17 protein-coding genes are annotated in these 17,500 nt (G+C 70.8%); 9 read left to right on the top strand and 8 right to left on the bottom strand.

Features of this window, described 5'->3' with window-relative positions; all coding sequences use genetic code 11:
• The first annotated feature begins 19 nt into the window (after positions 1–19).
• Positions 20–1,477 (top strand): peptidoglycan D,D-transpeptidase FtsI family protein, encoded by a 1,458-nt coding sequence (locus ACWC94_RS11160; RefSeq protein ID WP_450796251.1) that lies wholly within the window; start codon positions 20–22, stop codon positions 1,475–1,477.
• A gap of 6 nt (positions 1,478–1,483) precedes the next feature.
• On the opposite strand, the gene ACWC94_RS11155 is transcribed toward ACWC94_RS11160, so the two are convergent.
• Positions 1,484–2,329 carry a hypothetical protein gene (locus ACWC94_RS11155; RefSeq protein ID WP_450796250.1) on the bottom strand — a complete coding sequence of 282 codons (846 nt, stop codon included), beginning with the start codon at positions 2,327–2,329 and terminating at the stop codon, positions 1,484–1,486.
• A gap of 136 nt (positions 2,330–2,465) precedes the next feature.
• Positions 2,466–3,575, bottom strand: a complete 1,110-nt coding sequence (locus tag ACWC94_RS11150) for a ferritin-like domain-containing protein (protein ID WP_450796230.1) — start codon at positions 3,573–3,575, stop codon at positions 2,466–2,468.
• Between the two features lie 122 nt (positions 3,576–3,697).
• Here ACWC94_RS11150 and ACWC94_RS11145 point away from each other — a divergent pair, with 122 nt between their 5' ends.
• The 6 genes from ACWC94_RS11145 to ACWC94_RS11120 all read left to right on the top strand — a co-directional run bounded on the left by ACWC94_RS11145 (position 3,698) and on the right by ACWC94_RS11120 (position 8,086).
• Positions 3,698–4,636, top strand: coding sequence for an AurF N-oxygenase family protein (locus tag ACWC94_RS11145; protein ID WP_450796229.1), 939 nt, complete (start codon positions 3,698–3,700; stop codon positions 4,634–4,636).
• A gap of 91 nt (positions 4,637–4,727) precedes the next feature.
• The gene (locus ACWC94_RS11140) at positions 4,728–5,084 is read left to right on the top strand and encodes a peptidase inhibitor family I36 protein (RefSeq protein ID WP_450796228.1); all 357 of its coding nucleotides are present in this window, start codon (positions 4,728–4,730) and stop codon (positions 5,082–5,084) included.
• Positions 5,085–5,140: 56 nt separating this feature from the next.
• Positions 5,141–5,800 carry a TetR/AcrR family transcriptional regulator gene (locus ACWC94_RS11135; RefSeq protein WP_450796227.1) on the top strand — a complete coding sequence of 220 codons (660 nt, stop codon included), beginning with the start codon at positions 5,141–5,143 and terminating at the stop codon, positions 5,798–5,800.
• A gap of 4 nt (positions 5,801–5,804) precedes the next feature.
• Entirely contained in the window at positions 5,805–6,107 is a 303-nt protein-coding gene (locus ACWC94_RS11130; RefSeq protein WP_450796226.1) for a hypothetical protein, read from the top strand.
• Between the two features lie 124 nt (positions 6,108–6,231).
• Positions 6,232–7,290, top strand: a complete 1,059-nt coding sequence (locus tag ACWC94_RS11125; RefSeq protein WP_450796225.1) for an NlpC/P60 family protein — start codon at positions 6,232–6,234, stop codon at positions 7,288–7,290.
• A 424-nt stretch (positions 7,291–7,714) separates the two neighbouring features.
• Complete coding sequence (locus ACWC94_RS11120; RefSeq protein WP_450796224.1) at positions 7,715–8,086, top strand: hypothetical protein; 372 nt, start codon at positions 7,715–7,717, stop codon at positions 8,084–8,086.
• A 164-nt stretch (positions 8,087–8,250) separates the two neighbouring features.
• Here ACWC94_RS11120 and ACWC94_RS11115 read toward each other — a convergent pair whose 3' ends face one another.
• Genes ACWC94_RS11115 through ACWC94_RS11095 form a run of 5 tightly spaced genes read right to left on the bottom strand, consistent with a single transcriptional unit; the run spans position 8,251 to position 14,513 of the window.
• Positions 8,251–9,504 (bottom strand): styrene monooxygenase/indole monooxygenase family protein, encoded by a 1,254-nt coding sequence (locus ACWC94_RS11115; protein WP_450796223.1) that lies wholly within the window; start codon positions 9,502–9,504, stop codon positions 8,251–8,253.
• A 15-nt stretch (positions 9,505–9,519) separates the two neighbouring features.
• Positions 9,520–10,158, bottom strand: coding sequence for a GTP-binding protein (locus tag ACWC94_RS11110; RefSeq protein ID WP_450796222.1), 639 nt, complete (start codon positions 10,156–10,158; stop codon positions 9,520–9,522).
• Positions 10,139–10,546, bottom strand: a complete 408-nt coding sequence (locus ACWC94_RS11105; protein WP_450796221.1) for a DUF742 domain-containing protein — start codon at positions 10,544–10,546, stop codon at positions 10,139–10,141. The genes ACWC94_RS11110 and ACWC94_RS11105 overlap by 20 nt, the downstream gene beginning before the upstream one ends.
• Entirely contained in the window at positions 10,543–11,040 is a 498-nt protein-coding gene (locus ACWC94_RS11100; RefSeq protein WP_360087546.1) for a roadblock/LC7 domain-containing protein, read from the bottom strand. The genes ACWC94_RS11105 and ACWC94_RS11100 overlap by 4 nt, the downstream gene beginning before the upstream one ends.
• A complete protein-coding gene (locus tag ACWC94_RS11095; RefSeq protein ID WP_450796220.1) occupies positions 11,037–14,513 on the bottom strand; it encodes a nitrate- and nitrite sensing domain-containing protein in 3,477 nt (1,158 codons plus the stop codon). The genes ACWC94_RS11100 and ACWC94_RS11095 overlap by 4 nt, the downstream gene beginning before the upstream one ends.
• A 384-nt stretch (positions 14,514–14,897) precedes the next feature.
• On the opposite strand from ACWC94_RS11095, the gene ACWC94_RS11090 reads away from it, so the two are divergent.
• Positions 14,898–15,686 carry a protein phosphatase 2C domain-containing protein gene (locus tag ACWC94_RS11090; protein ID WP_450796219.1) on the top strand — a complete coding sequence of 263 codons (789 nt, stop codon included), beginning with the start codon at positions 14,898–14,900 and terminating at the stop codon, positions 15,684–15,686.
• A gap of 92 nt (positions 15,687–15,778) precedes the next feature.
• On the opposite strand, the gene ACWC94_RS11085 is transcribed toward ACWC94_RS11090, so the two are convergent.
• Positions 15,779–16,270, bottom strand: coding sequence for a MarR family winged helix-turn-helix transcriptional regulator (locus ACWC94_RS11085; RefSeq protein ID WP_450796218.1), 492 nt, complete (start codon positions 16,268–16,270; stop codon positions 15,779–15,781).
• 236 nt (positions 16,271–16,506) lie between these two features.
• On the opposite strand from ACWC94_RS11085, the gene ACWC94_RS11080 reads away from it, so the two are divergent.
• Positions 16,507–17,343 carry a lysozyme gene (locus tag ACWC94_RS11080; RefSeq protein WP_450796217.1) on the top strand — a complete coding sequence of 279 codons (837 nt, stop codon included), beginning with the start codon at positions 16,507–16,509 and terminating at the stop codon, positions 17,341–17,343.
• Positions 17,344–17,500: the final 157 nt, after the last annotated feature.

Here is a 17,500-nt window from a genome sequence, read left to right as displayed (position 1 = left end):
CCACGAGGGCGGGCGGCCGATGGCACGGTACATCCGGCACGCCTGCGCGTTCTGCACGCTGCTGCTGGCGGCCCTGCTGGTCAACGCGGCCCGGGTGCAGGTGGTGCAGTCCGCCCTCTACGACGGCAACCCGGCCAACCGCCGTGCCGAGATCGCCCGTTACGGCCAGCCGCGCGGCGACATCCTGGTCGGGGACGGGCCGGTCACCGGCTCCGTGGACACCGGTGAGCAGCTGCGCTACGAACGCTCCTACAAGAACGGCCCGTTGTACGCCCCGGTCACCGGGTTCGCCTCGCAGTCGTACGGCACCACGTTCCTGGAGCACGCCGCGGACGGGGTGCTCGCCGGTACCGATCCGATGCTGTCGCCGCTGCCGCTGTGGAACGACGTGACGCGCGGGCGCCGCCCCGCCGGGAACATCGTCACGACGCTGAACCGGGGCGCGCAGGAGGCGGCGTACCGGGGGCTCGGCGGGCGCAAGGGCGCGGTGGCCGCGATCGAGCCGGCCACGGGCCGGGTCCTGGCGCTGGTGTCGAGTCCGTCGTACGACCCCGGGGAGCTGTCCGGCAACGGCGAGGCGGTGACCTCGGCGTGGGCGCGGCTCAACCACGACCCGGAGAAGCCGATGCTCAACCGGGCGGTGCGGCAGACCTATCCGCCGGGGTCCACGTTCAAGGTGGTCACCGCGGCGGCGTCCCTGGACGCGGGCGTGGTCACCGACCTGGACGCGCGCACCGACTCCCCCGACCCCTATCGGCTGCCCGGCACCAGGACCCGGCTGACCAACGAGGCCGACGACTGCCGGGACGCCTCGCTGCGGTCGGCCTTCGAGTGGTCCTGCAACACGGTGTTCGCCAAGCTCGGTGTGGACGTCGGGGTGAAGGGCATGGCGGCCACGGCGAACGCGTTCGGGTTCAACGACGCCGGGCTGCGCATCCCCTTCTCCGTCGCGCCCAGCACCTTCGACACGCACGTGGACCGGGCGCAGCTGGCGCTGTCCTCGATCGGGCAGTACAACACGCGGGCCACGCCGCTGCAGATGGCGATGGTGGCCTCGGCGGTGGCGAGCGGGGGGCAGCTGCGGTCGCCGTATCTGGTGGACCGGACGACCCGGCGCAGCGGTGAGACGGTCGCCGGGAGCGGGACGCATCCGGTGCGTCAGGTGATGAAGCCGTCGACGGCCGCACGGCTGAAGGAGCTGATGGCCGATGTGGTCCAGGAGGGCACCGGCACCCAGGCCGCCATCCCGGGGGCCCTGGTGGGCGGCAAGACAGGCACCGCGCAGCACGGGGTCGGCAACACCGGGGTGCCGTACGCCTGGTTCGTCTCCTGGGCGCAGGCCGACGACTCCCTGGAGCCGCAGGTGGCGGTCGCGGTGGTGGTGGAGGACGCCTCCGCGGACCGCGGTGAGATCAGTGGCGGCGGGGACGCGGCGCCGATCGCACGGGATGTGATGCGGGCCGTCCTGGGCCGGTGAGGAGGGTCAGCCGATGGGCTGGACCGCCTCGGAGCGGACCTGGAGGGTGTTCCTCGCGGATGCCTCCAGATCGATGTCCGACGGGCTCTGCGACGCGAGCGGCGTGTTCACGGTGGCGACCGTGGCGCCCGTGTTGCCGTCGGCCCAGGCGCACATGGGCACGGTGAACTTCGTACCCATCTGCTCCTGCGTCACCACCTCGCAGCTGATCGTCACGCCGCTCAGGCGGAAGTCCTTCGCGGGGACGGCGACCTTGGCGTTGGCGCCCTCGGCGGCGCCCTTCATCATGTTCCTGCGGGCCACGTCGGCGTTCTTGAACCGGCCGTACATGCCCGAGACCACCAGCGTGCCCTTGGTGGCCTCACCGTCCACGTGGTACGTGCCGACCACGCCGTGGAGGTCCTTGGCGTCCCAGGCCCCGTCGGCCTCGTCCTCGATCTTCTTGCCCTCGGAGGAGGAGAGGTCCTGGGCGAGTCGGAACCTCCCGCCGAGCAGCGTCCTGGGCAGCGTGAGCTTGTTCTTCGCCTCGGGAAAGCCGCTCCCGGCCAGCGCCCCGACCAGGACGAGACCCACGACGACCGCCGTGACCACACCGCCCACGATCCCGAGCACCAGCCCGACCCGTCGCTTCTTCGGCGGCGGCGCCATGGGCGGCATACCCCAGGCGGGGTACGGCTGCTGCGGGTACGGCTGCTGTGGGTACGGCTGCTGTGGGTACACCTGCTGCGGGTGGGGGTGCTGCGGGTACGGGGAACCGTACGGGCCCGGACCGGCCTGCGGGGGCTGCCGGCCGTAGGGGTACGCCGGCGGCTGGGGGCCGTGGGGATACGGCTGCTGCGGTGACGGAGGCATGGACACGCCAGCACGCTACTGCACGAGGGTGAACGCCCCGCCGATCGCCTCAGCCACAGGACCCCGGCGCCACCCCGGCCACACGAGGCCCCGGCGACACCGGCTCCCCGCGACCGCAGCCATGCGCCCGGCCGTCTCAGTCCTCCGTCGCCCCCGCCTCGATCGTGTCCCGCACCTCAGTGATCCGGTCCCGTTCCTCGGCGGCGAAGCGTTCCGCGTCCAGTTGCTCGGCCAGTTCCTCGTCCTGGGCCATCAGCAGGTCCAGATTGGAGTCGCCCATCTCGAAGACGCCCATGTCGGCATAGGCCTGCTGCAGCCGCTTGCCCCACAGTCCGATGTCCTTGACGCAGGGCACGATCCGGCTGAACAGCAGCTTGCGGAACAGCTGGAGGAACTCGGAGCGCTCGCTCAGCGCCTCCGCCTCGGCCTTGGGGATGCCGAAGTTCTCCAGGACCTCGACGCCCCGGAGCCGGTCGCGCATCAGGTAGCAGCCCTCGATGACGAACTCCTCGCGCTCGCGCAGTTCGGCGTCGGTGAGCTCCTTGTAGTAGTCCCTGAGCGCCAGCCGGCCGAAGGCCACGTGCCGGGCCTCGTCCTGCATGACGTACGTCAGGATCTGCTTGGGCAGCGGCTTGTTCGTGGTGTCCCGGATCATCCCGAAGGCGGCCAGCGCCAGGCCCTCGATGAGCACCTGCATGCCCAGGTACGGCATGTCCCAGCGGCTGTCCCGGAGCGTGTCGCCGAGCAGGGACTGCAGGTTGTCGTTGACCGGGTAGACGAGTCCCATCTTCTCGTGCAGGAACCGGCCGTAGATCTCGGCGTGCCGGGCCTCGTCCATGGTCTGGGTGGCGGAGTAGAACTTGGCGTCCATATCGGGCACCGACTCCACGATCCGCGCGGCGCAGATCATCGCGCCCTGTTCACCGTGCAGGAACTGGCTGAACTGCCAGGAGGCGTAGTGCCGCCGCAGTTCCCCCTTGTCCTTGTCGGTGAGCTTGTCCCAGTACCTGGTGCCGTACAGGGACATCGCCTCCTCGGGCGTGCCGAGCGCGTCGTACGGGTCGACCTCCAGGTCCCAGTCGATGCGCTGCCGCCCGTCCCACTGCTTGTCCTTGCCCTTCTGGTACAGGGCGAGCAGCCGGTCGCGGCCGTCGTCGTACTCCCAGCTGAACCGCGCGGCACCGCTCGCGGGCACCTGCCAGGAGGAGTCACCGGGGTCGTTGGCGTACAGGTCTCGGGTCGGCATACCTCGCAGGCTCACACGTAGACGCGAAGTCAACAAGTCATGCGCAGGGGATTGACGGCCTTGCTGACAGGCAGTCTCATAAGAGGCATACGACGTTACCCGGGCGACGAGGTGAGGGAGCCATGACGACCCTGACGGAAGCGGACGCGCTGGACGGCCTGCGCGACGCGCTCGGCCTGCTCAAGGACCGGGAGCAGGTGGCCGAACGACTGCTCGTCTCCTCCGCCAAGCACTCCTTCGACCCGGACAAGGAGCTGGACTGGGACGCACCCTTCGAGGAGGGCAAGTGGTTCTGGCCGCCGGAGCTGGTGTCGCTGTACGGCACCCCGATGTGGCGGCGGATGTCCGAGGAGCAGCGCATCCTGCTCTCCCAGCACGAGTCGGCGGCGCTGGCCTCGCTCGGCATCTGGTTCGAGATCATCCTGATGCAGCTGCTGGTCCGGCACATCTACGACAAGGCGGCGACAAGTGCGCACGTGCGCTACGCGCTCACCGAGATCGAGGACGAGTGCCGGCACTCGAAGATGTTCGCGCGGCTGATCGCGCGGGGGGACGCGCCCTGGTATCCGGTGAGCCGCGCCCACCGCAACCTCGGCCGTCTCTTCAAGACCATCTCGACGACGCCCGGCTCCTTCACCGCCACGCTCCTCGGTGAGGAGGTCCTGGACTGGATGCAGCGGCTGACGTTCCCGGACGAGCGGGTCCAGCCGCTGGTCCGGGGGGTCACGCGCATCCACGTGGTCGAGGAGGCGCGGCACGTGCGGTACGCCCGTGAGGAGCTGCGGCGCCAGATGGTGACGGCGCCGAAGTGGTCGCAGGAGTTCACCCGGGTCACGTCCGGGGAGTTCGCCCGGGTGTTCTCGGTCGCCTTCGTGAATCCCGAGGTGTACACGAACGTGGGACTGGACAGGCGGGAGGCGATGGCCCAGGTGAAGGCCAGTGCGCATCGGCGGGAGGTCATGCAGACCGGCGCGAGGCGGCTGACGGACTTCCTGGACGACATCGGGGTGCTGCGAGGGGCCGGCAGGCGACTGTGGAAGTCCTCCGGGTTGCTTGCGTAAAGGGATGGTTAGACTGACGAAGCGGTCAGGACGATCATCTGATGATGTACCGCCGCATGCGTCAACTGCCATCTGACACACGGGGTTTACAGTGACTCTCCTCAAGCGCATGGCCCGCTCGGCGGGTGTGACGGCCGCGGCCGGATGTATCGGCGTGGCCGTCATGACCACCCCCGCCCACGCCGCGAGCGGGGACTGCGAGAAGAACTACACGTGCGTGTGGTCCAAGGAGCACTTCACGGGCCGGTACGGGAAGGTGAACACCCAGCTCGGCGCCTGCAACAACAGCCGTTCGGTGCCCATCCGGTCGATCAACAACAACAGCCGGCACATGCTCAACCTGTATTCGAAGACGGGTTGCAAGGGCAAGGTCTTCTCATTGAACTGGGGCGTGAAGATGGCCGACGGCTTCCCCTTCGGTGCCATGAGCTTCAAGGGCGTCAACTAGTCCCACGCCCAGCGGGCACCCGGCACCCCCACCGCCCGGCGACTACGCTGCGAGGCATGACCCCGCAGGCCACCACCCCCGCCTACCGTCGGCTCAGCGTCGAGGAGCGCCGTAGCCAGCTCCTCGCCGCCGCGCTCTCCCTCTTCGCGCACCGCGCACCGGAGGACGTGTCACTGGACGACGTGGCGGAGGCGGCGGGGGTCTCCCGCCCGCTGGTGTACCGGTACTTCCCCGGCGGCAAGCAGCAGCTGTACGAGGCCGCGCTGCGCTCCGCCGCCGAAGAGCTCCAGCTGTGCTTCGACGAGCCCCGTGAGGGCCCGCCGCTGGCCCGCCTGTCCCGTGCCCTGGACCGCTATCTGGCCTTCGTCGACGAGCACGACACCGGCTTCAGCGCGCTGCTGCAGGGCGGCAGCGTGGTGGGGACCTCGCGGACCACCGCCATCGTCGACGGGGTGCGCCGGGCCGCCGCCGAGCACATCCACGGCCACCTCGGTGTCACCGACCCCGGCCCCCGGCTGCGCATGACCGTCCGGACGTGGATCACGGCCGTGGAGGCGGCCTCCCTGATCTGGCTGGACGAGGACAAGCAGCCCCCGGTCGAGGAGCTGCGCGACTGGCTGGTGGAACAGTTCCTGGCCATGCTCACGGTCACCGCCGGCCGGGACCCGCAGACGGCCGCCCTCGTCGGCGCGCTCACCGGGAATGACCGAGACTGAAGCCGTGAAGAGTCAGGACACCCCGTTCGAGGGCGGCCCCATGGACGGACGCGTACTGCCGGTCCTGGTCGGCCCCACCGGGCACCCCCCGAAGACGTACCGCATCCCCGTCCCGGACCCGGACGGCGGCCCGGCCACGGTCCTCGTCTACCGCCGCGTGCCGCGCGGACACAGCAGGCGGCTCGGCCTGCTCCAGGGGTGGAAGTACCAGTACGACCCGGACGACACCTCCGGCGGCAGGCTCCGGTGGCCCTGGTCCAAGCCACAGGGCACGCCGTCCGGCAAGCCGGACGACGCGAACGGGTGACAGGCTTGCGCCAAACCGCGCACGCTCGGGGCGCGGCCCGCGCGGACACGTCTGATTATCACGTGATGATCCCGGTGCGACGAGCGGCGGAGAGCCCGCCCTCACCGGCACCGGAGGTGAAGACGTGTCAGGAACGCTTCTGCGCCTGGCCTGCACGGCAACGGTGGCGGCCCAGGCCGTCCTCACACCCGCACCCGCCCTGGCCGCGCCCGACCCGCAACAGCGGTCCGTCTCGGCACTGCTGACGGAACTCCAGCAGCTGTACCGGCAGACCGAACAGGCCACCGAGACCTACGACGCCAGCGCCGAGAAGCTGGCTCGGCAGCGCGCCGAAGTCTCCCGCCTCGACGGCGAACTGTCCCGCGCCCGCCTCGCATTGCAGGCCAGCCGGGCCGACGCGGGACGGCTGGCCCGGCAGCAGTACCAGAGCAGCGACGGCCTCGGTCCGTACCTCCGCCTGCTCCTCGCCCGCGACCCTCAGCACGCCCTGGACGAGGGCCATGTCATCGGCGAGCTGGCGCGCGAGCGGGCCCGCACGGTGACCCGGCTGACCGCCGCGGAGAAGCGGCAGGACGTCCTGACCCGGGCGGCCCGCAAGGCCCTCGGCACCCAGCTCGCGCTCGCCGACCAGCACAAGAAGCAGCGCGACGACGTCCGGGCCAGGCTGAGCGACGTGGAACGCCTGCTGGCCTCCCTCACCCCGGCCCAGCTGACCGCGATCGCCGGCCTGGAGCGGCAGGGCGTCACCGAGGCCCAGCACAAGCTCACCACCTCCGGCGCCCTCCCCGACGACCGCCCGGCCACCCCCGAGGGCGACCGCGCGGTCCGCTACGCCATGGCCCAGCTCGGCAAGCCGTACCGGTGGGGCGCGCAGGGGCCTTCGGCGTACGACTGCTCGGGCCTGACCTCCGAGGCCTGGTCCCACGCGGGCACCCCGATCCCCCGCACCAGCCAGGAGCAGTGGAAACGACTGAGGAGGATCCCCCTCAAGGACCTCCGTCCAGGGGACCTGGTGATCTACTTCCCCGAGGCCACCCACGTGGCGATGTACGTGGGCGACGGCCGGGTCGTACAGGCACCGAGACCGGGAGGGGCCGTCGAAGTCTCCCCGATGGCGTCCTACCCCATCCTCGGCGCGGTCCGCCCAGGCCCTCAGGCCCCGCCGACGCTTCTCGACAAGTAGTACGGAGGCCGCAGCATAGCGGGCAGTTGATCGAAAGCTCACCTGAATGCGCGTTTCCCTACGCTGGTGTTTGGCGTTGTGCGAGTGTGCACGAGCACGCTCCAACCAGACTCGGACTGGGGGATTGGCAGGCATGGCAGGCTACTTCACACCGATCACAAACGTTCTCACCCTGTGCTTGTGTGCGTTCGCAGTTGCTGCGTGCCTTCGAGCGTTCAAGGCGGCGTCCAGAGGTGCGGAAGCCGCACGTGCCGCGGAGAAGGTCGCCGAAGAGGCGCGTGATCTCGTCGGTCAGATGCGCACAAAAAGGTTCACTGACGAAGCAGCTCTCAACTCACGGGACAAGTCAGCCGGCTAGCCGTAACCGCTGCGCCTCGCCTTCGTTGAGGCGGTCATGGGGCTAGCGAGCTTGGGGTTGTCATTGTTGACCCTGGCACTCGGTGTGGTCGGCTACTTGGCCACGCACCGAATCGCCAAGGCGGCGGAAGTGCAGGCTGCTGCGGCAATGGCAGCGCTGCGGGCGACTCAGGCGTCTCTGGACGAGATCAAGTTCGAGCTTGAGTTGGTCGACGGCGTGTACCTCGATCTGCGCAATCTGGGCAGGCGGTCGGTGCACGCGGAAGTCATGTCCGGCGGTCACGGCACCGTATCGCGACGTGCGATCGCGGAGGAGTACTTGCAGCCGCTGCAGGCCCTGCGCTTCGAACTGCCACTGGCCCAAGGTGAGGCCTTCCCGCCTCAGGTGTGGGTACGAGTGAACGGCACGACCATGATGCCCGTTCCTGTTCCCAAGTGATTGCTTGAGCGTGCCCCCCGGGTGAGGAGACTCCACCTGTCGCTTGGGCTTCCCACCCATGGACGGCCCCGGTGCAGCCGGGGCCGTCCATGGGTTGTGCGAGAGCGGCCGGCGTCGGCCGACAACGACAGACGACGGCGGCCGGAGCCCAGGTCAGAGGCCCCTCAGGCCCCGGTGACCGAGGCCAGGTAGGCCTCCGTCTTCTCCGGCTCGTAGAAGAAGTTCTCGAAGTCGGCCGGGTCGTTGAACGCGTTGGCGAAACGGTTGGCCACCGGCTGCAGCTGACCGGCCGCCCCGATCAGGTTCAGGATGTGCTCCGGCGGCGGCATGAGCATCGCGTTCGTCCACTTGGTGACGTGCTGCGCGGTGGCCCAGTACCGGTCGAACGTGGCCTGCATCCACTCCTCGTCGAACGGCTTGTCCCCGTGCTCCAGGATCGAGGCCAGGTACGCGGACGCGCACTTGGCAGCGGAGTTGGAGCCCTGGCCGGTGATCGGGTCGTTGGCCACGACGACGTCCGCGACGCCCAGGACCAGGCCGCCGCCGGGCAGCCGGCCGATCGGGTTACGGACGGTCGGGGCGTAGCGGCCGGCCAGCGTGCCGCCCGCGTCCGTCAGTTCGACCTTGGTGGCCCGCGCGTACTCCCACGGAGTGAACCTCTCCATGAGTTCCAGGGTCAGGGAGAGGTGCTCGGCCGGGTCCTTGACGCCGTTGAAGACGTCGAGCGGGCCGCCGGGTATGCCCTCCCAGAACAGGATGTCGGCCGGTCCGGAGGTGGTGAACGTCGGCATGATGAACAGCTCGCCGACACCGGGGACGAGGTTGCACCGGACGGCGTGGAAGTCCGGGTGCTCGGGGCGCGGGCCCAGCCCGTGGACGTACGCCACCGCCAGCGCCCGCTGCGGGTCGCTGTACGGGGAGCGCGAGGCGTCGCGGCCGAACATCTGGACCAGCTCGCCCTTTCCGGCGGCCACCAGGACGAGGTCGTACGTACGGGAGAAGTAGTCGAGGTCACCGACCGCCGCGCCATGGATGACCAGCTGGCCGCCGCGCTGCGCGAACGTCTCCATCCAGCCGGCCATCTTCACCCGCTGGTCGACCGACTGCGCGTACCCGTCCAGCCTGCCCACCCAGTCGATCGCCCGCTGCGTGGGCCCCGGGTCGTGGGAGCCGGGGGCCGCGACCGAGACGCCGAGCCCTTCGATCTTCGGGGCCTGGGACTCCCAGAAGTTCAGCTGGAGGTCGCGCTCGGACTGCAGGGCCGTGTCGAACATGCACTGCGTCGACATGACCCGGCCGGTGCGGATCTCGTCCGCGGTCCGGTTCGACATCAGGGTGACCTCGTAGCCGTGCGACTGCAGGCCGAGGGCGAGCTGGAGACCGGACTGGCCGGCTCCGACGACGAGTATCTTCCGCATACGAGGGCTGTTCTCCTACTCGGGGGTTTCGTCCAGCGCGTGGGCGACGAGGGACAAGAGGGTCTCGATCACCGAGATTCTGCGCCGCGCATCCATGATCATTACAGGGATGTGCGCGGGGATGGTCAACGCCTCTCGCACGTCCTCCGGTTCGAAACGCTCGCTGCCGTCGAAGTGGTTGACCGCCACGACGTACGGCATCCCGCAGCTCTCGAAGTAGTCCAGCGCGGGGAAGCAGTCCTTGAGCCGCCTCGTGTCCGCGAGGACGACCGCACCGATCGCACCGCGCACCAGGTCGTCCCACATGAACCAGAACCGCTGCTGGCCCGGCGTGCCGAACAGGTAGAGCACCAGGTCGTCGTCGAGCGTGATGCGGCCGAAGTCCATGGCCACGGTGGTGGTGAGCTTGCCGGGTGTGGCGGTGAGGTCGTCGGTCTCCTCGCTGGCCTCGGTCATCAGCGCCTCGGTCTGCAGGGGCGTGATCTCCGAGACGGAGGTGACCAGGGTCGTCTTACCGACCCCGAAGCCTCCCGCCACGACTATCTTCGTGGCGATGGGGGCGCGGGTGCGGTCCGTCTGCCAGGACCTCAGATCCTCGTCGGGCTCGGTGACGAGGGGGGCGACGCCGGTGGCGTCAGAGACGGCGGAGTCCACTCAGCACCCTTTCCAGCAGCGCGCGGTCCGGGCGGCCGGTGCCGTGACCGGTTCCGGTGCCGTACACACGGATCTTTCCCTGGTCCGCGAGGTCGCTCAGGAGCACGCGGACCACACCGAGCGGCATCTTCAGCAGCGCGGCGATCTCGGCCACCGTGCGCATACGGCGGCAGAGTTCGACGATGGCCCGTGTCTCCGGCATGACCCGGGTGGTGAGGGAACCATTCGTCAGTTCCTTGCGCTCCTCGGGGGCCTCCAGCGCGGCCACGAACGTCTCCACGAGGAGGACGTGACCGAAACGGGTACGGCCGCCGGTGAGCGAGTAGGGGCGCACGCGGGCGGGTTTGCGGTCGCCGCCGCGCACCGGGAGTTTCGATGTGCCGCTCATCGGGTGCTCCCCGTCGACTCGGCCTCCAGGGACTTGCGCAGCTCGCTGCGGAGTTCGGGGGTGAGGACGTGGCCGGCCCGGCCGACGAACAGCGCCATGTGGTACGCCACCACGCTCATGTCGCACTCGGCGCTGCCGTGCACACCGAGCAGCGAGCCGTCGCTGATCGACATCACGAACAGGCTGCCCTCCTCCATCGCGATCATCGTGTGCCTGACCCCGCCGAACGCCATCAGCTTCGCGGCGCCGACGGTGAGGCTGCCGATGCCGGAGACGATGGTGGCGAGGTCGGCGGAGGAGCCGCGGGGGCCCTTCGCCGGACGGGCCCGACGGGACTGCTCGGTGTGACCGGGGTCGGACGAGAGCAGCAGGAGGCCGTCGGAGGAGACCACGGCGACCGACTGGATGCCGGGGACTTCCTCGACCAGGTTGGTCAGCAGCCAGTGCAGATTGCGGGCTTCACTGCTCAGTCCGTACGTACTGGGCGCGGTCAACTGCTTGCCTCCTCGGCTGTGCCCCCCGTGGCTTCTGTGGCTTCTTCGGCGTGTGCGGTTTCTGCTTCTACGGCGCGGTAGCCGGCCTGGGCTCCGCTGCGGAAGCCGCCGAGCCTCCTGCGGAGGGCTTCGGCGTCTACGGTTCCGGCTCGGCGGCGCGGGGCCTGGGCCGGTACGGTGATCTTGGGGGTGCGCTTGGGGAGGCCCTTGGCGGTGACCGCCTCGGCTTCGCCTTCGGCGGGCTCTCCGCTCCCACCCGCACCACCCGTGCGGCTCTCGTCACCGGGTGTGGGCAGCCCCTGTGGGGCGCGTCCGGCGTCGGCGGCCGGCGGGTCCGTGAACCCTGCCCGCGGCGCGTCGGTCCGGTCGGCCGTGGGCTCCGTGGTGAGGTCCGGGAGGAGCAGCTCCATCGTCGTCTCGGCGTAGGTCTCCGCCGGGGCCTTCGGGCGGGTCTCCGCGTTCTGCGCACCCGCGTCGGCCTGCTCATGGACCGCCCGCACCGTGTCCTCGGCGCGCCCGGCACGGGCCTCAGGTGCCGTGGCCTCGGTGCGCTCACCGAAGGCCACCCGCACCGCGTCCTGGGCCGAGCCACCGAAGGCGCCCTCGGCCTCCTCGTCCCCCGCCCCCAGTTCACCGAAGGCACCCTCTTCGGCCGTGCCACCGGAAGGACCGGAACCGGGGACATCCGCCGCCGACCCACCGGAGCCGGACGCCTCACGCGCCGACCCGCCGAAGACGGACACATCCCCTGCCGCGGAGCCACCGGAAGCGGACACGCCTTCCCCGGCCGACCCGCCAGAAGCAGGCACGCCCTCCACCGACCCACCCGAGGCAGACGCACCCCCCGCCGCGGAGCCACCGGAGGCGGACGCATCCTCATCCACCGACCCACCGGAAGCGCGCACGCCCTCTTCCGCCGAACCGCCGGACGCGGACACACCTTCCCCGGCGGACCCACCAGAAGCAGGAGTCCCTTCCGTCAAGCCGCCGGAGGCAGACGCACCCCCCGCCGCGGAGCCACCGGAGGCGGACGCATCCTCATCCACCGACCCACCGGAAGCGCGCACGCCCTCATCCGCCGAACCACCGGAGCCAGACGCCCCCCGCACCGTCCCGCCCGAGGCAAGCGCACCCTCTTCCGCCGAACCGCCGGACGCGGACACACCTTCCCCGGCGGACCCACCAGAAGCAGGAGTCCCTTCCGTCAAGCCGCCGGAGGCAACCGTTCGTTCCGCCAGGGCGACCAAGGGGTCGAGGTCCTTGGGGCGGGCGGGGAGGACGTTGGAGTTGACCTCGGCGTCGGCGCCGGGGAGGGAGAAGGTGCCCGTGGTGCTCAGGGACGAGGTCTGCGGGGGCAGGGCGGTCGGCGGGGCCTCGGCGAGGAGAGCGGCCGGCAGGACCACGACCGCCGCGATGCCGCCCTGCTTCTGCTCGCGCAGCTGCACACGCGCCCCGTGCCGGTGGGCGAGGCGGGCGACGACGTACAGGCCGAGGCCGAGACCGTCGTCGCCCTCGTCGTCGTAGGGGGACACGGGGTCGAAGTCGGTCAGACGGGAGTTGAGACGGTCGAGGCGCTCGGGCGCCATGCCGATGCCCTCGTCCTGGACCGAGAGCATCACCTCGCCGCTCTCCAGGAGCCAGCCGGAGATCTCCACCGGCAGCTCCGGCGGGGAGAACGACGTGGCGTTCTCCATCAGTTCGGCCAGGAGATGGGAGAGGTCGTCGGCCGCGAAGCCCGCCACGTGGGCGTGTGGGGGGAGGGCGGCGATACGGACGCGTTCGTAGCGTTCGATCTCGCTGACGCCCGCCCGGACCACGTCGACCAGCGGAACCGGGCCGTGGTGCTGCTGGACGTGCTCGGCGCCGGCGAGGACCAGCAGGTTCTCGCTGTGGCGGCGCATGACCGTGGCGAAGTGGTCCAGCTTGAAGAGGGTCGCGAGCCGGTCCGGGTCCTGTTCCCGGTCCTCCAGGCCCTCGATCACCGCGAGCTGGCGTTCCACCAGGCCGAGGGTGCGCAGCGAGAGGTTCACGAAGGTGCCGCCGATGCTCGTGCGCAACCGCTCCAGCCGGGCCACGGCGTCGGTGAGTTCGGCGCGGAGTTCCTCGCGGGCGTCGGCCATCTTCTGGCGCTGGCCGACCAGGTGCTTGCGGTCGGCCTCCAGGGTGGCGACCCGCTCGTTGGCGGAGACGGCCTGCTCGCGCAGGGCCACCGCGTGTGCGTGCAGGGCGTTGACCGAGCGGACGACCTGGGCGAACTCGTCGTTGCGGCCGGTGAAGGCGATCGGTTCCTGGGCGGTCGGGTCGTCGGACTCCGCGAGGCGGGCCGAACCGCGGCGCAGCACCGACAGGGGCCGGGTGAGGGTGCGGGCCATGGCCGTGGCGATACCGACCGCGACCAGCATCAGCGCGCCGAGGACGGCGATGCGGATCTCCAGGGCGGTGACGTCGTCGTCGCGGAGTTGCGCCAGGTCCTTGGTGCGGTGGTCGTAGAGGGCCGATTCCGTGCCGCGCATCAGGTCGACGCGGGCGGACAGGGCCGCGTCCAGCTTCTTGGTGCTGGTGGTCAGCTCGCTGTCGGCCAGCGTCGGCTGGTCGGTGAGCGTGGCCAGGTACCTCTCGGCCGAGTTGACGTCGGAACCGGTGACCGTGGAGTCGTAGGAGTCGACGGCCGCCTTCGGGGCGGTCGCGCGGAAGTCGGCGAGGGCCGCGTCGGCGCGCAGCCGGGCCTGCTGAGCGGCGGCGGCCAGCTGGTCGCGCTGCTTCCGGTCGGCCGTGGACGTGGTGGAGGTCGTGGTGGGCAGGCCGGTGACCGGGTTGATCACCGTACGGGTGCCGGCCGGCACGTTCAGCGCGGCCAGCAGCAGACCGCGGGCGGCGGCGGACTGCTGGACGGCGGTGTCCAGTTCCGCGAGCGCGTGGGCACCGGAGCCGGCCCGTGCGGGCGTCTGCTCGGCCAGCTGCTCGGCGAGCCGGTGCAGCGCGGTGATGGTTTCCGAGTACGCCTGGTGGACCTGGAGGGCCGAGCTCTTGCCGGTGAGGGCGGCCCGGCGGACGGCGTCGATGCCGTCGAGGTCGCCGCGCAGGCTCGAAGGGGTGTCGGTGTCGGCGCGCAGGTCCTCGACCTGCCGGTCGACACGGGCACTGCGGTCCTCGGAGGGGGCCTTGGACTTGGGGCGGCCCGCCGCGACGTAGGAGGTGACCTCGTCGCGCTCGTCGGCGAGGGAGTTCGCGAGGGCGAGGGCGTCCTGCGTGCGGGCGGCCAGCGTCACCAGGTCCTGGGAGTCGCTGACGTCCTGGGAGGCGGTGAGGAGGGAGGGCGCGCCGGCTCCCGCGACGGCGGCGGCCACCACGGCGACGGCGACGATGAGCCGGGTGCGCACATGGGTGGGGCGGCCGGTGCCCGCGGGGGTCTGCTGGGCGGTCCCCGTGGGGGCCGTCTGCCTGCCTGTGCGCCGAGGCCGCGTTTTCTGCACCGGTGCTCGCAATCCTGAACTCGTCTACCCAGGGCACCGGGTGGCGCCCCGTCATTTCGGTGCCAAGTGGTGCGTACACCCGGTTCGTACGGTTCCCGACCCTCCCAGCGCCGGTAGGCGGTGGTCGCGCATCACCTGACCCGCCACCCGAAGGAGTGAACATCGGAGGGGAGTTGACGGGCAAGTTCCCGTGGCGCGTGTGGGGCCCCTGTGCGGCACGCCGGTTGGACGCGCGCCGCAGGCTTTGGCAGTATTCGCCGCCACGCCTTCCCGGAGCCGCTCATTCCCGCCCAAAACAGGCGGCTGACCTGCGCGGTCGTGTCAATTCGGCGGCTCTTGCCAGCCTTTGGCGCATCCTGTGAAGGGCTCGTGCAGACTGGCTGGATGCGAACTGATCTCGTTTCGGAACCCGGCGACGCGAACCGCCCCAACGAGGACTTCGCCGGTGCCGGACTACCCGCCTCCGGACAGGGAGGTTGCGTGATCGTCCTGGACGGGGTGACCCCGCCGAGAGGCGGGACGGGGTGTCTGCATTCCGTCCCCTGGTTCACCGCGCGGCTCGGCGGCGCGCTGACCGAACTGACCGTTTCGCGCGGAGATCTGATGCTCCCGGAGATTCTCTCGCGGGCGATCGGCCGCACCGCCGAGGCCCACGCGGACACCTGTGAGCTTTCTCACCCGCGCACCCCCCAGGCAACCGTCGCGCTGGCCCGCTGGTCCGCCGACGCGGTCGAGTACCTGGTGCTGTCCGACGCGGCGCTGCTGCTGCAGGGGCCCGACGGGACGGTCAGCCCGGTCCTGGACGACCGTCTGGCCCGGATCCCGCGCTCCCAGCTCGCCACCGACGCCCTGGTGGACGCCACCCTGCGCAACAAGGAGGGCGGCTTCTTCACGGCCGCCGCCGACCCGTCGGTGGCCGCGCGCGCGGTCGCCGGCACCCTGCCCCGCCGCGAGGTCCGCGCCCTGGCCGCGCTGACGGACGGCGCGACCCGCTGGACGGAGAAGTTCCACGAGGGCGACTGGCCGGCCCTATTCGACGTGGTCGCGAAGGAGGGCGCCCGGTCGCTGGTGGACCGGGTGCGGGAACTGGAGGCGGCGGACACCGAGGAGCGGGCGTTCCTGGGGCGGAGCAAGACGCACGACGACGCGACGGTGGTCTACGTGGAGCTGTGAGGCGCGCACCGCACGCGCCCACTGCTCCCCTGTGCGCCTGCTTCTCCCCGTGCGCCCGCTGCCCCCCTGTGCGCCTGCTTCTCCCTGTGTGCCTACTTCTCCATGACGCCGTTCAGCTGGTGCAGCAGACGGGCCAGTTCCGCGACCTCGCGGCGGTCCCAGTGGGCGAGCTGGCTGACGTACCGGGCGCGGCGCGCCTCCCGGACCTTGCCGACCCGGCCGCGCCCCTCGTCGGTCAGGGTGACGAGCCAGGCACGGCCGTCGGCGGGATCGGGTTCGCGGGCGATCAGGCCGAGCTCCTCCAGGGCACGCAGCTGGCGGGACATGGTGGCCTTGCCGACGCCGATGTAGGCGGCGAGTTCCGTCGCCCGCTGGCCACCGTACTCGTCCAGGCGGATGAGCAGGCCGTAAGCGGAGGACTCCAGGTCGGGATGGACCTCGCGGGCCATCTCGCCCTGGTTGGCCCGTGCCCGCCGCAGCAGCACGGTCAGCTCCCGCTCCAGCGCCAGGAATTCCTGGTCCGCGCCCCTGGGCGTCATCTCGTGGGCGCCGCGATGCGCGTCGCCGTTTCCGTCCTCATGCACGTCAGCACCCCTGCTCGGTTTCCCGGTCCTGAAAGTTTCTGCCAAAAATCGTCATTGCCGCAGCTCCGTAAGTATTTCGCAGGCGTAGACCAACGGCGGCGTCCGGACCCCCTTCCACGCCGTCATCTACGTGCGTAGCTTCTTTAGCAGGCAATCAATGGCATGCCCACGCCAGTGCGCACTCGGTTCACGGTCACCGCCTCGTTCCCCCCACCCCACGTCCCCGGAGGCACGTCATGCCCGTGCACAGACCCGGCTCCGACCGCTCCGCCCGCTCCCCGCGCCCCCTCACCGTCCTCGTCGCGGCCCTGCTCGCGGCGCTCTCCCTCACCCTGCCCCTCACCTCCGCCCATGCCGCGACCACGCCGAGCCGCGGCTCCGCCCGCATGGGCATGGGCGTCCTCGCCCACGACGGCCGAAACGGGACCCCCACCTCGAGTGAGGTCACCCAGACCGAGGGCGTGGACGTCTCCGCCCACCAGGGCAACGTCGCCTGGTCGACCCTGTGGGGCAGCGGGGTGCGCTGGGCGTACAGCAAGGCGACCGAGGGCACGTACTACACGAACCCGTACTTCGCCCAGCAGTACAACGGCTCGTACAACGTGGGCATGATCCGCGGCGCCTATCACTTCGCGACCCCGGACACCACCAGCGGCGCCACCCAGGCGAGCTACTTCGCCGGCCACGGCGGCGGCTGGTCCAAGGACGGCAAGACCCTGCCCGGCGCGCTCGACATCGAGTGGAACCCCTACGGCGCCGCCTGCTACGGCAAGACCGCGAGCCAGATGGTCAGCTGGATCGCCGACTTCGTCAACACCTACAGGTCGCTCACCAGCCGCTACCCCGTGATCTACACGGCCACGAGCTGGTGGGCCCAGTGCACCGGCAACTACGGCGGCTTCGCCGCGAACAACCCGCTGTGGATCGCCCGCTACGCCTCGGACCCGGGAACGCTGCCGGCCGGCTGGTCGTACTACACGATGTGGCAGTACACCTCCTCCGGCCCGACGGTCGGCGACCACGACAAGTTCAACGGGGCTCTGGACCGGGTGCAGGCCCTGGCCAACGGCTAGTGCCACACCCACCCGGCCGGGGGTCCGGGGGTCGCCACCCGGACAAGCACCGCAACGGGGCCCTGGACCGGGTGCAGGCCCTGGCCAACGGCTAGTGCCACACCCACCCGGCCGGGGGTCCGGGGGTCGCCACCCGGACAAGCACCGCAACGGGGCC

The sequence above is a fragment of the Streptomyces sp. NPDC001135 genome (assembly GCF_053598395.1).
This window is presented reverse-complemented; position numbering and strand designations above follow the sequence as displayed.